Source organism: Acinetobacter sp. A2, assembly GCF_012371325.1.
Classification (GTDB): domain Bacteria; phylum Pseudomonadota; class Gammaproteobacteria; order Pseudomonadales; family Moraxellaceae; genus Acinetobacter.
Window position 1 is genome coordinate 1 of sequence record NZ_JAAZQX010000046.1, and the last position, 14768, is coordinate 14768.

The 14768-nt window shown below is 41.3% G+C and carries 8 protein-coding genes; 6 read left to right on the forward strand and 2 right to left on the reverse strand.

Annotated elements, in window-relative coordinates; translation table 11 throughout:
- Positions 1–156 precede the first annotated feature (156 nt).
- Together coq7 and HHA43_RS12375 are read right to left on the reverse strand one after the other, a co-directional pair.
- The gene (gene coq7, locus HHA43_RS12370; protein WP_168417449.1) at positions 157–792 is read right to left on the reverse strand and encodes a 2-polyprenyl-3-methyl-6-methoxy-1,4-benzoquinone monooxygenase; all 636 of its coding nucleotides are present in this window, start codon (positions 790–792) and stop codon (positions 157–159) included.
- A 4-nt stretch (positions 793–796) separates the two neighbouring features.
- On the reverse strand, positions 797–2116 hold the full coding sequence (locus tag HHA43_RS12375) for an MFS transporter (RefSeq protein WP_168461754.1): 1320 nt from the start codon (positions 2114–2116) through the stop codon (positions 797–799).
- A gap of 175 nt (positions 2117–2291) precedes the next feature.
- Between HHA43_RS12375 and HHA43_RS12380 the strand changes: the two genes are divergently transcribed.
- The 6 genes from HHA43_RS12380 to HHA43_RS12405 all read left to right on the forward strand — a co-directional run bounded on the left by HHA43_RS12380 (position 2292) and on the right by HHA43_RS12405 (position 14629).
- Complete coding sequence (locus tag HHA43_RS12380) at positions 2292–5105, forward strand: autotransporter assembly complex protein TamA (RefSeq protein WP_168542704.1); 2814 nt, start codon at positions 2292–2294, stop codon at positions 5103–5105.
- Positions 5106–5126: 21 nt separating this feature from the next.
- Positions 5127–9638 (forward strand): translocation/assembly module TamB domain-containing protein, encoded by a 4512-nt coding sequence (locus tag HHA43_RS12385; RefSeq protein ID WP_168542706.1) that lies wholly within the window; start codon positions 5127–5129, stop codon positions 9636–9638.
- A 107-nt stretch (positions 9639–9745) separates the two neighbouring features.
- On the forward strand, positions 9746–10105 hold the full coding sequence (locus HHA43_RS12390) for a hypothetical protein (protein ID WP_168417445.1): 360 nt from the start codon (positions 9746–9748) through the stop codon (positions 10103–10105).
- A gap of 201 nt (positions 10106–10306) precedes the next feature.
- A complete protein-coding gene (locus HHA43_RS12395; RefSeq protein WP_168417444.1) occupies positions 10307–10576 on the forward strand; it encodes a hypothetical protein in 270 nt (89 codons plus the stop codon).
- A gap of 296 nt (positions 10577–10872) precedes the next feature.
- Positions 10873–13512 (forward strand): bifunctional aconitate hydratase 2/2-methylisocitrate dehydratase, encoded by a 2640-nt coding sequence (locus tag HHA43_RS12400; RefSeq protein WP_168417443.1) that lies wholly within the window; start codon positions 10873–10875, stop codon positions 13510–13512.
- Positions 13513–13897: 385 nt separating this feature from the next.
- A complete protein-coding gene (locus HHA43_RS12405; protein ID WP_168417442.1) occupies positions 13898–14629 on the forward strand; it encodes a hypothetical protein in 732 nt (243 codons plus the stop codon).
- The last annotated feature ends 139 nt before the right edge of the window (positions 14630–14768 follow it).

Consider the following 14768-nt stretch of genomic DNA (forward strand, 5'->3'; position numbering starts at 1 on the left):
TCCCCACTTGTTTCTAAGTGGGGACTAAATTAAGGCTTATAGGATGAATTCAGAAGGTGTGTTCAGCGGACGCTTACGTTCTATGTGACTTGCTTTTTGTTGCAATAGGCATAAAAAAACGCCCATTCTAATGAGCGTTTTCACATGATTAGACGATTAAATATAATAACTGGTCTTGGTCATTAGCTTGGAAATAGCGGTCATGGTTAAGCGTACAGGTACGGGCAACTCAACACCACCTGCATTAAGTGCCGTATCACGATGATGTAATTCATCTTCATTCATTTGCACCAAAATTTTACGTGAACGGTCATCTTGTTCAGGTAGCTGACTAATATGATGCTGTAAATGCAAGCTCACTTGACGCTCGGTTTCTGCCACAAAGCCCAAACTGTATTTATCGCCTGCAATGCCTGCAATTGCACCCATTCCAAATGAAAGGCCGTACCATACAGGGTTGAGCAGGCTGGTATGGCTGTCTAATTCTTTTAAACGGTCTTCACACCATGCCAAATGGTCTTGTTCCTCAATTGCAGCCTGTTCCATTTCACGACGTACATTGGGTAATTTGGCGGTTAAAGCCTGACCGTGATACAAGGCTTGGGCACATACTTCGCCACTGTGATTAACACGCATTAACCCAGCAACATGACGCGCTTCACTCACAGCCAATTTGGTTTCAACCGCATTGCCTGGGTTTTCGCGTTGTGCCGAAGTTGTACCTGGCACTAAGCTGCGCAAGGCTTGGTCAAATGAGTGAATAAACTTGTCTATACCTGTGTAATGACGCATGAACTTAATCCTCCAAAGAGTCTTGTGCAGTATCTAACATTGGCTTGAGCTTTAACAAGAGCCAAATCGTGAAAATGGCACTTAAAACCGCTGTGATACTAAACAGAATTTTTAAATCAATTTTTAAAACACTTAAAATTAAAATCGAGAAAACCGCAGACGACACCATAAAAATGGCATTTAAAATATTATTGGCGGCAACCACACGTGCACGGTGTGAGCGAGGAGAATAAGCCTGCATCATGGCATATAAGGGTACAATGTAAAAACCGCCACTAACTCCCAATAAAGTAACTGCAAGCATCACGTGATAATAGCTCCAGCCTTGCTGAAACACGGCTGATAAGCCTAGTAGTTCACCTGTTTGAGGCGGTACAAAGGCCAATGCACCTGCTAAATAAAAAGCGAAAATGGTTAGACCTACTGCACCAATTGGAACCATTTTTATATTGACTTCTGAGCCACCTAATTTGCGGCACAGCAAAGAACCTGCACCAATGCCAACTGAAAATAGGGTGAGTAATAAACTCACCACGTTTTCAGAAGCATGTAGATTCTGCTGAGTCAGTTGTGGAATTTGGGTCAAATAAGTTGCCCCATAAAACCAATACCAAGAGTTTCCAAGTAAGATCAAAAAAATCATCGGCAGGCTTTTGGCATATTTTAAAGTCTGGAAACTGGTACGGAAAAAATTCCAGTCAATTTCAATCTCGGGTGCAGTCACACGCTGGGTTAATACAAAACGACTGGACGCATAGCCAATCAGTGCAATTACAATGCCTGTCAGGCTAATCCACAGTAAATTTCCCGCAGAAACAGAAATGACAGCACCACCTAAAATCATACCCAGTAAAATGGCAATTGAAGTCCCTGACTGGAAAATAGCATTGCCCGACATCAGTTCATGCGGTTTGAGCACTTCGGGCAAAATGGCATATTTAATTGGGCCAAAGAAAGTCGATTGAGCGCCCATTAAAAATAAAGCAATCAATAGCAACCATAAATTTCCCAACAGGAAACCTGCAGTACCAATGAGCATGATGATAATTTCGAGCAATTTAATGGCACGTACCAGTTGCGCTCGCTCGTATTTGTCTGCCAGTTGCCCCGCAGTCGCTGAAAAAATGAAATAAGGCAAAATAAACAGTAGAGCAGCTAAGTTATTTAGCGTACTGACATTTGCAGACTGCTGACTAATCCAGCCATAGGTAAAGACCAAAAGCAGCGCTTGTTTATAAACATTATCATTGAGTGCGCCAAAAAACTGAGTGAGAAACATCGGCAAAAAGCGCCGACTTCTCATTAACTGTTCATTTTTTTCCATGCGTGATTAACTTCGTTTAGTTTTATTAAGAAATGTGACCGCTTGATATAATAGTACAGAAAATCATGTATGATGTTTCAAGTCTTTTCACTGATGAAAAAATCAAATAAATTGGTGTTTGCACGCGCGTTCATTGGGGTTTTTCCATAAAAATTAAATCAGTTTAGAGTTGTTTATGCCTGTCAATACAAACTTTAAAAAATCAGTACTTTGTTCCAGTATGCACGCTATTTTGTGTTGGAATATGCCAAAAAATATCGGGCTTGGTCTGTTTTTGGGTTTTGTTGCATCTTCAAGTTTTGCTGAAAGTATTCCAGCGGCAAATACAGTGCAACAAGCAACAGGTGAAATTAATACTGCAACGATCCAAACACCTGTGGCAGAAGAAGCACAGAGCCTCGAAGCCGAAATTAAGCAACTGGCTGCAGCACAAGGTAAAGATAGCGCCGAAGAGTTACAAAAAATAGAAGAAGCAATGCAGCAGGCGCAAGCGCCAGAAGTTGATAGTTTGCAAATGTTGCAACAGCAACAACAAGCTGGTATGACATTTCCCGAATTTCAACCTATTGAATTTGAAGACCTGGAAGATTTACCTGTCGCACCTGTAGATCAAAATCTTGCTAATGAAATTTTTCAGGTGGCAGAACAAGCCAAGCAAGAAGCGATGCTAGATCGTAATGGTCAGGTTCCTGAAACCTTGGTGCAAGATGCAACTCAAGAGGAGTTGCTACAAATTAACCAAGCACCCGTTAATGTAGATGCATTAATGTCGAGCATTCAGGCAGACAGCAAAATTGTAGTCGAAGCTAACCCAGCAGACAGTACCATGACCGAATTGGGCTGGATGACACAGGCTGAAAATGCAGATCAACCGGGTTTTTTCAGACGGCTATTACATAAAGTCCGCCCACCGCGTGAACTCAATACTGCCAAAGTGCCAAGGATTAGTGCCGATGTTGTGATTAGCGCAAACAGTGCTCAAAATGGAACACAAAACGCCATTGGAGAAGTTTCACCAGAAGCTTATCGCACAGCGGTAGATAATTTAAGTGCCAACATTAAGGCAAAACTCTCAAGTTTTACCCAAGAATCGTTTGCAGACTTTCCAGCGGCCTTGCCACAGTTGCGCACCTTATCCAATCAGGCAGCGCAGGCGGTGGGGTTTTACAATGCCGAATTTAAATTTGAAAAACTTAGTGACAGTCGCGTACGTGTAAATATAGTGCCTAATCCACCTGTGGCGATTAAACAACAAAATATAGAGTTTACGGGCGAAGGGCAATACGAGGCACAATTTCAGGTCATTGGCGTATTGCCAGATCAAGAAGTAGATGACGTGTTCAATCATGGTTTGTACGAGCAAACCAAAAATCGAATTACCGATGCTGCCACAGACAATGGATATTTCGACAGTTATTGGCGTTTGCATGATGTTAAAGTCGCACAGCCGCAAAATACAGCAGATATAAATTTACGCTATGAAACGGGCGAGCGTTACAAACTTGGTGCAGTGGAATTCCGTATGAGCGATCCAAATCAGGAATTCCCGCTTGATATGGACATCTTACAAAGTATGGTGACTTGGCAGGAAAATGCTGACTATACCTTTTGGCGTGTCAATGGTTTAGCCAACAACTTAACCAACTCACGTTATTTTAACTACACTTTGGTTGATACAATTCGTCCTGATCCTGTAGAGCATCCTATAGAATTACCACCTGATATTCAGGCCTTGGTCGATCAGCAAAAGCTGTCTTTGGGCGATGCTACCGTTGCAGATAAAAAGCAGGTGGCTTCTTCGCAAGAGGTCACTCAATCTGTGGTGAATGAAGCGGAATTTGCGGGTACAGAAGAAGGCTCTGCCAATGAAAACCTACGCACCCTGCAAGTTCAACAAGAAAATAAGCAAACTGAAGAAGAGCGCTTTAAAGAACAAGCGCGTATAGATAAAAAAATTCCTGTCATTGTGACCTTAAATGCAGACCGTTTAAACAGTGCTGAAGTTGGTGCAGGTTATGGTACAGACACGGGTGTCCGCTTACGTGGGCAGTATCGTCGTGCCATTGTTAATAAACGAGGTCATTCATTCGATGCCAACTTGGAGCTGTCTGAAATTCGTCAAGCCATAGATGGGCGCTATAACATTCCGTATAACCATCCATTAAATGACTATGTGGCCTTAGTTGGTGGTTATGAGCGTGAAGAGCGTGATGATGTTGCACAAGGCAGTGGCTTATTAATCGAATCTGCGGTTGCAGGTGCAGACCGTGTGATTAAAAACCCAATGGGGAGTTGGCAGCATACCTTTGGCCTGCGTTACCGTTTAGACCGCTTAACCGAAACAGGCGATGTATTTTTAGATAATGTCCCTGATGCCTTTATTGCGAATGGAGATGTTGAGCAGCAATCGTTATTGCTTGGCTATGAAATTTCCAGAACAGACAGCAACCGACGAGTAAACCCAAGCAAGGGGTTTAGACAAATTTATAAAGTAGAACTGGGCAGTGAATCATTACTTAGTGATGCTGATTTAGCCATATTTAATGCAGGTTGGCGCTTTATTTATTCCATGGGTGAAAATGATAATCACCAGTTTGTGGGGCGTAGTGACTTAGGTTATATCTACACCGAAGACTTTAATAAAGTACCTTATAACTTGCGTTACTTTACGGGGGGCGACCAGAGTCTGCGTGGCTTTGACTATAAATCTTTAGCACCACAGATTGATGGCTTTAAAATTGGTGGTCAGGCTTTGGCTGTAGGCTCTTTGGAATATAACTATCAATTTAAAGAGGGCTGGCGTGCTGCGGTATTTAGTGACTTTGGTAATGCCTACGATACAGATTTTAGTAATGACACCGAATATAGCGTAGGCTTGGGTGTGCGTTGGGCATCTCCAATTGGTCCAATTCGGATAGATGTGGCATCGGGTATTTCAGATGACAACCATCCAATCCGTCTACATTTCTTTATTGGCTCTCAACTATAAATTTAAGACTTAGAGAACATTATGGCTGAAGTTGAACAGCAACCAGAAACCCCAGAGATGCTGCCCAAAAAGCGTCGAATACTCAGGAGTGTTTTACTGTCACTACTGTTTATGCTGATTCTATTGGTATCTGCTTTGGTGGTGATGTTCTCAACAGACCGTGGTTCTAAGTTTTTACTTGATAGTGTCTTGCAACGTCAGGAAATTATTCATTATGAATATGAAGGTGGTAATTTATGGCGCGGTATTATTCTGCGCAATATCATCGTCAGCTTAAAACCTGTGGATGTCAAAATTGACCGTGCCGATGTCATTCTTGGTTGGCGTGCTATTTTAGATAAAGAAATTCATTTAAATCGTGCCGACGTGCGTAATCTGCGAATTTATCCTAAAGGCCCACCGAGTGACGATCCATTCAAATTCAATGAAATTCGTCTTCCATTTGTACTGCGCTTAGACACTGCAGATGTTGATCATTTATTAATTCAAACTGCTTCTGGCACTCAGGTCGATTTTTACGACATTCATTTAAATAACGCTTTATGGTCTGGGACAGAGCTCAAATTTGAAGACTCGCACATGGACATGGGCTATTTGAATGTGCGTAATGCAACAGGCGATATGAAGTTTGAGGGCAAATATCCACTAAACGTGACGGGCGACCTAAATCTGCCATCCTTGCACAATAGTTTGAATATCCATGATATTAAAGTCGTGGCGAAAGGCACTTTAGATACCATTCAAGCTGGTGTGGCAACCAATACGCCTGATTTATTAACAGGTTGGGTCGTGTTACACCCGATGCGCAAGCAAGTGCCAATGTTTGGTGAACTGCAATTTAAACAATATCACTGGCCTATTTTGACGGAACAGCAGTTGTTTACCCAAGCAGGTGCAGCCAAATTTAAAGGGGATATTAAACGTCTGGATATTGATATTGCGACCGACTTAAGTGGGAAGAATATTCCACAAGGGCAATATACAGGCTTGATGTACACCGACTTGGTTAATCAGCTCAACATTAGCAATTTAAATGCACAACTTATGCAAGGTGCTGCCAATGTTGCAGGCGTAGTGAGTTGGAAAGATCGAGTGAGTTGGGACTTAACTGGGCGTTTGGACAAAATTAATCCGAAAGACCCTCTAATTCCTCAAGTGGTCAAAGACTTTTTACCGCCAAGCCTAGATGCCAATTTGACTTCTAAAGGTCATTTGGAAAAAGGGACGCATTTAACTGCACAAGTTGATTTTGACCGATTTGAAACATGGAACTTAAAATTAGATCAAAACCCTGCACAGGGTAAAGCGGCCAAACCAATGTTGTTGGATGTGCGCTGGAATAATATTGACCGTGCAGTGCCTTATGTGGGTTGGCTAAAAAGTGAATCGGGGGATGTACAGTTAGCATTGGTTGAGGGGCAGCAAGATATTTTTGTGGCGACCAAAGTCAGTGCGCATGAGCAAACGGCTTTGCCTGCAGGTATGTATCAAGCCAAATTAAACCTTAAAAACAACCGTTTAAATATTCCAAACTTTAAGCTAGATACGGGCAATAGTCACTTGGCAGGTAGCGCCGTAATAGATTTACCTTCTGACAAACGTCAGTTGAAATGGAATGCGGTGTTGGCAGCCAAAGATTTTAATCCGCAAACTGTGGTAGCGGCAGCACCAGTGAATGTGTTGAATGGGCAGTTAAAAGCCAATGGTTTTGCATTGCCGAATCAGCAAATTATTCATTTAAATGATGTGAATTTAACTGGGCGACTGGCCAACCAAAATGAAAGTGTACATTTAACAGGGCAAAGCACGATTGCTTTACTGTTCCATGATGCCAAAGCAGGCGGTGGTTTTAAAAGTTTTGCGGTGAATTATGATGGTGACCTAAATGCCAGCGCAATTCAGGGCAGTCAAGGCAGTTTAAAGCTGAAAGTTTCGGGCACACCTGAGCTGATCAAAATTAGTGATTTACGTCATAACGGAGTCGCAGGGCAAATTGTGGCAGATGGTTTATTACATCTGAACAATGGGATGGGCTGGAATTTAAATGCTTCTTTAATCCGTTTTAAACCGCATTATTTTGTATCGAGTGTACGTGGTGAATTATCAGGAAACATCCGCACACAAGGCATTTGGTCAGAAAAGCAGAAGCGTATTAACATTGAGCGTCTAAATTTAGCAGGTATGCTGAATAATAAACCTGTACGTGGTACAGGTAATTTGGCGATGGTGATTGATTCCAATCAAAAAGGTTTCTTGCCGCAACAGTTTGAAGCCAATAATTTGTATCTGTCTTATGCCAAAAACCAGCTACAGGCCACTGGCAATGCACAAAACCTACGCATTAAAGTCAATGCACCTGCCTTATACGAAATATATTCGGGCTTACGTGGGCGTGCCTATGGTTATTTAAATGTGCAGTCGCAACCACGTTTGAAAGCAACCGCCAATTTAGCGGTTGATCAGTTCAGTTTTAACAATATTTTCAGTGTACGTAAATTGCGCATACAGGGTGAATTGCCAACATCTGAAAATACCGCAACATTGATGACCGCATCGCTGGAACATCTCCGCAGTGGCAATCGTGGCATTGAACAAGGTCAAATTGCGCTGGCAGGCACACGTCAGGCACATGTATTAAAACTTGAAGCAGAAAATAAACTGAGTAAGTTTTATGTGCAACTCGCAGGTGGCTTGAATGCGCAAAACGATTGGATTGGACAAATCCAGAAAGGTGATTTTGACTCATTAAGAACCCATTTGGCGCAGCGTCAAAATGCAGCGGTAATTTATCAGCATAAAAACAGTGAGCTGTATGTGGGTGCACATTGCTGGATGAGCCAACAAAGTCAGTTGTGCTTCGATCAGCCGATTCGAGTCAGTAAAACCAAAGCCAATGCATCTTTTGTGACACAAAACCTAGACTTAAACGATTTTGCTGCCTTTATGCCTGAAGGTCTTGCCATTACAGGTAAGGTCAATGGTCATGCCAAAGCAGCTTGGGCCAAAGGGCAGAAACCTAAAATTGATGCGCATCTGATTACACGTAATGGTGTGATAGGTATTGCAGCAGATGACCCGCAAGATATTGGCTCTACTTTACGCTATGAACAAGTCGCTTTGGTGGCGAAAAGCATTGCCGATGGTTTACAGTTACGCATGGATGTCAAAACGCCTGAAATTGGTGCAGGTTATGCCAATGTGGTGATCGATCCATACAGTAAAAATATGCCAATGCGTGGTGAAATCGCCTTCGATCAAGTGCAACTAAAAGTCTTTAAACCGTTTATTGCCGATGTGCGTTCCATGGCGGGCACTCTATCTTTTGCTGGTAAGGTCAATGGCACGTTAACCTCACCTTTAATCACTGGTGAAATGCGACTGAAAGATGGCACACTCAGCATGATTTCCTTACCTGTGAATTTGACCAATGTGCAGCTGTACTCATCAATTCGGCAAGATCAAGCCTCTATTAATGGTGCATTTAATAGCGGTGGTGGTGTAGGACGTTTAACAGGTAGTGTGGATTGGAAAAATGATCCTCGAATTCAGTTAAATTTAAATGGTAAAGATTTATTAATACGTCAGGCGCCGTTAATTACTGCAATGATTACGCCTGATGTCTCTTTGGATGTTTTACCGTTCCAAAAAAAACTGAGTTTAAAAGGGAAAGTAGATGTACCACGTGCGTTAATTTCTATGCCTGAAGTTTCTGCACCCGTGGTGAATGTGTCTTCTGATGTACGTGTAGTACATGAAGGTCAAGATCAGCTCGCATTACTACGTTCAGCACGTCCATGGGATATCCGAGCAGATTTAGAGCTAAACTTGGGTGATCAAGTGATTTTCCAAGGTTTTGACAGCCGTATTCCACTTATTGGACGTTTGTATCTTTCTCAACGTGGTTTGGAAACTGCCATGCGTGCGAATGGTGCAATTGGTGTTAGTCAGCGTGTAAAAATTGAAGCATACGGGCAGAGTCTGGACTTAAACCGTGCGATTGCACGTTTTAATGGCCCGATTTCAAACCCAACTCTAGATATGGATGCCAATAAAAACGTACAAGGCAGTATGGTGGGCTTTAGGGTTACAGGTACAGCCAGCAGCCCAAATATTCAGGTTTATAACGATGCGGGTTTATCTGAACAGGAAGCATTAAATGCTTTGATTACAGGACGTATCAATGAAGGTACTAGCGGTCTGAGTCAAACTGAAAGCTTTAAGTCGGATGTAAACAATACCATTGCTGCAGCAGGGATCAGTATGGGCTTGGGTGGCACACGTGCCTTGACCAACCAAATTGGACGTACATTCGGTTTAAGTGGTTTAGCGCTTGATGCCCAAGGTACGGGGGATGACACGCAAGTTAGTGTGACGGGTTACATTACTCCAGACTTATTTATTCGTTACGGTGTGGGCGTATTTACCCCAGTGAATAAACTGACCTTGCGTTATCAAATGAATAAGCGCTTGTATTTGGAAGCCAGTCAGGCTTTAGAACGTGCGGTGGATATTTTCTATAATTGGCGTTTCTAACCGCAGCTAAGTCAGATAAAAAATGCGCTCTACATGAGCGCATTTTTTCAATGAAATTTCTTATTTTGTTGAACATTGATTATCATAAGCCTAATAGGAGAGCGTGAATGAAAAAGATTTTGGTTGTTACTGCCGTGCTTGCATTAATGGGCTGTGCAGAAAAAAAACCTCTAACCCCAGAAGAGCAATGGCAAGGTTACTGCAGAAGTGTTGGAAATGCAGCACGTACCATTATGCTAGATCGTCAAAATGCAATTGAAAAAGAACGAGCTATTGAGCATGCCAACAAAATTGAAGATGATACGACCCGTACTTTTATTTTAGAGATTATTGAGCAAATTTATGCTTTGCCAATAGATGAAATTAAGGGCGATGCAGATGCCGCACGTGAAAAAATCCGTGCTCAGTTTACTGAAAAATGTATTGCTACACCGCATGATAAAATGCCAGATTACAAACCGTTCTAAAAGAACGGTTTTTTTATGAATATTTATTATTCTACCAACAGTAATTTCAAAACTTAAATAGCCTAAACAGTGTCTAGTATTCGTTGTCAGGCCATTAAAATTTCCCACAAATAAATTGTGACAAGTTCTTAATCTTAAAACTAGCAATACTTATCTTTTTACTGAATAATGAATTTATAACAAAAACAGTAGGAGCGCATAATGGAAGTGGTTGCTTACCTGCATAATGCAGACTTGCTCTTAGAAGATGAACAGGGTGTCGCCATTGTTGGTGGTAGTCACTATGTTTTAAGTTTAGGTGATCGGGTTTTTTTACGTCAGCAAATAGATGAGCCCGCAAAGATTTATCAAGTACAGATTTCATTTGCTAGTGCAGCGCATTGTATGCTGCATGAAGATGAAATTCAGCTCAAGTTTGAAGGTAGCCGTGAACAATTACAGCACTATCTTCAAGCTACTACAGTACACTAAGGTGGAATATCTTTCATTTTAGATAGAAGGCAACATTGGGTTGCCTTTTTTACGAGTTAAACTTTAGGCAAAAGTTAAAGTGAATGCAGTTTAAGTCAAAATTAAGTCATGTTTTGCCTGTAAATTGAACAATATGCGCATCATTTAGTTATAAAATAATGGGCATCACAAAGAAACACTTTAGTTGCATTAACTTTTAACTGGAAGTTTAGTAAAATTTTGCAGTCCATATTATTTGTGATGCTTTGCAAAAGCAGGAATTCGCAAATAATTTTTTAAAAAAGAGGAATAACACCGTGCTAGAAGCTTACCGCCAACACGTTGAAGAACGTGCCGCACTCGGAGTCCCACCGAAGCCACTTGATGATGTGCAAACAGCTGCATTAGTTGAATTATTAAAAAATCCACCAGCAGGCGAAGAAGCTTATTTAGTTGATTTGCTTGAAAACCGCGTACCAGCAGGTGTTGACCAAGCGGCATACGTTAAAGCTGCTTTCTTAGCTGCTGTAGCAAAAGGTGAAGCAACCTCTCCACTCGTGTCTAAAGAGCGTGCTGTTTACTTACTAGGTACTATGCTTGGTGGTTACAACGTAGCACCTTTAGTTGAGCTTTTAGACAATGCAGAATTATCTGGCTTAGCTGCTGATGCATTGAAAAACACTTTGCTTGTATTTGATGCGTTCCATGACGTAGCAGACAAAGCAAAAGCAGGTAACGAAAACGCGAAAGCAGTTTTACAATCTTGGGCTGATGCTGAATGGTTCACTAGCCGTAAAGATGTACCTGAAGAAATCAAACTTACAGTTTTCAAAGTAACTGGCGAAACTAACACTGACGACTTGTCACCTGCACAAGACGCATGGAGCCGTCCAGACATTCCATTGCACGCAAATGCAATGTTGAAAAACGTACGTGATGGTATCAACCCAGAAGTTCCTGGTGAAGTTGGTCCATTAAACCAAATCAAAGACTTAATCGCGAAAGGCAACCAAGTTGCTTACGTGGGTGACGTTGTAGGTACAGGTTCTTCTCGTAAGTCTGCAACTAACTCTGTACTTTGGTTCTTCGGTGACGAAATTGCGCACATTCCAAACAAAAAAGATGGCGGCTACTGCTTAGGCGGTAAAATCGCGCCAATCTTCTTTAACACAATGGAAGATGCGGGTGCTTTACCTGTAGAAATCGACGTTTCTAACATGAACATGGGTGATGAAATCACTCTTAAGATCGACCATGCTGCTGCTAAAGTAACAGCGTTCAAAGACGGCGCGCAAATCGCTGAATCTGAACTTAAAACTCCAGTGCTTCTAGACGAAGTACGTGCTGGTGGTCGTATTAACTTGATCGTTGGTCGTGGTTTGACTGCTAAAGCGCGTGAAGCTTTAGGTCTTGCACCATCTACATTGTTCCGTACGCCAGTACAACCTGAAAACACAGGTAAAGGCTTCACTCAAGCTCAAAAAATGGTAGGTCGCGCTTGTGGTCTTCCAGAAGGTCAAGGTGTTCGTCCAGGTACTTACTGCGAACCTAAGATGACAACTGTTGGTTCTCAAGATACAACAGGTCCGATGACGCGTGACGAATTAAAAGACTTAGCATGCTTAGGTTTCTCTGCAGACCTCGTTATGCAATCTTTCTGTCACACAGCTGCGTATCCAAAACCAGTTGACGTACAAATGCAACACTCGCTTCCTGACTTCATCATGAACCGTGGTGGTGTTTCTTTACGTCCAGGTGACGGTATTATCCACTCTTGGTTAAACCGTATGCTTCTTCCAGATACAGTAGGTACTGGTGGTGACTCGCATACTCGTTTCCCAATTGGTATTTCATTCCCAGCGGGTTCTGGTCTTGTAGCGTTTGCTGCAGCAACTGGTGTTATGCCACTTGACATGCCTGAGTCTGTACTTGTGAAGTTCAAAGGTAAAATGCAGCCTGGTATCACGCTTCGTGACCTTGTACATGCGATTCCTTACTACGCAATTAAAGAAGGTGACTTAACTGTAGAGAAGAAAGGTAAGAAAAACATCTTCTCTGGTCGTATCTTAGAAATCGACTTAACAGAAATGGAAACTGACTTGACTGTTGAGCAAGCATTTGAATTATCTGATGCTTCTGCTGAACGTTCAGCTGCTGGTTGTTCTATCACACTTTCTGAAGAGAAAGTTGCTGAATACCTTCGTTCAAACATCACTATGCTTAAGTGGATGATTTCTGAAGGTTATGGCGATGCGCGTACTATGGCTCGTCGTGTTGAGAACATGGAAAAATGGTTAGCGAACCCATCACTTCTTAAAGCTGATGCTGACGCTGAATACACGAAAGTGTATGAAATTGACCTTGCAGACATCAAAGAACCTATCCTTTGCTGCCCGAACGATCCAGATGATGCAAAACTTCTTTCTGACGTTCAAGGCGACAAAATTGATGAAGTATTCATCGGTTCTTGTATGACAAACATCGGTCACTTCCGTGCTGCTGGTAAGTTATTAGACAAAGTTCCTGGTGGTTCTTTATCTACTCGTCTATGGTTAGCGCCTCCAACTCGTATGGATGAGCGTCAATTGATGGAAGAAGGCTTCTACAACACTTATGGTAAAGCTGGTGCACGTACAGAAATGCCAGGTTGTTCATTGTGTATGGGTAACCAAGCACGTGTAGCGCCGAACACAACTGTCGTATCAACTTCTACACGTAACTTCCCGAACCGTTTAGGTCAAGGTGCAAACGTATACTTAGCTTCTGCTGAGCTTGCATCTGTTGCTGCGGTACTTGGTAAGTTACCAACACCAGAAGAATACCAACAGTACGCTTCTCAAATCGACAGCATGTCTGCTGACATCTACAAGTACTTGAACTTTGACAAGATGGAAAGCTACACAGACGCTGCTTCGAATGTAGACACTAAAAAAATTGCTGCTGCTCAGTTGACCTAAGTCAGAAAAAGCAAAGCTGAATAAGCTTTGCTTTAACACAAGAGCAAATTTATGATTTGCTTGAGTGTTGAGCAATAAGTAAGGTAAGGGCTGATGATTCAGCCCTTATTTTTTTTTGTAAAATTACCACTCATCTTAAAATAATGAGATGTACCTCACAAAATATATAAATTTTGATATATAATTAAAGAATAAATATAATTTTTGGTAAAAAAATCAATTAAATTAAACATTTATTTTTAATTTTTTAAAAAATTGTTTATTTTTTAGTAACTTACTATAATAAAATAAGAAATTGTATGTTTTTTGAAATTTTTAGTTAACTTCTCATCTGTACGCAGCTTTTAAGATTTCAGACGCCAAAATATAAAACTGAGATGTTCACATGAATATAATTGAAACAGTTTTTGATTTTAAAGCGCTTTCAACGCAGCAACAGCACTATTTTTTTGAAAAAATATATCAATTTGACCAAATCATTTTCCCTAATTCTAGCTTAGATGAATTCAAAGCATTCGTTTATGCGCCAGATGCGATTGCAGTAACGATTATTCATTATCACTGTAAGGGAGAGTTAGTTGGGCAAAACGTCATTCCTATTCTTCAGATTCAGTGTAATAACCAAACTATGCATGTCGTGAATTCACGTGCAGGTTTTTTGCCAGAATACCAAAAGCAAAACCTCACTATTCAAAGTGCGGTTAAAGCGATGTTGAATAGACGTTTTAAACATCCATTTATTCCTTTATGGTTCGTCATTACGATTAATCAGCCTAAAATATATTCTTTATTTGCCTCACGTTCACAAAATTTTTTCCCAAGGGTGGGGAAAAGTACACCTAAAGAATACTGTGAAATCTTAAAGATTATGGCGGCGCGTTATCCAGAAGTGCAAAAACGCTGCAATGGTGTTTATGTGCATGAAACTACGTCTCCAATGCGAAATGTAGCGCAATTGGAGAGCTTAAGAGCGCATCAAGATGTGCACTGCAATTTCTTTTTACAACATGCACCTGACTATTTTGATGGTTGGGGGATTATGTGCATTTGTAAGTTAGACAGTCGCACATTATCAGAAACGGCTATGAATTTAGCGCTAAATCGTAAAGTTAGTTAATTGCTAGAAAATATAAAATTTGAAGGTTTGCATATTGCTCAACTGGTGTAGCATCTAAAGTAAAAGAGTAATTAACTATAACTAAAAATATAGACAAATATTTGCATAAGTGCTCATTTTGTCTATGTCGATTCAGTAG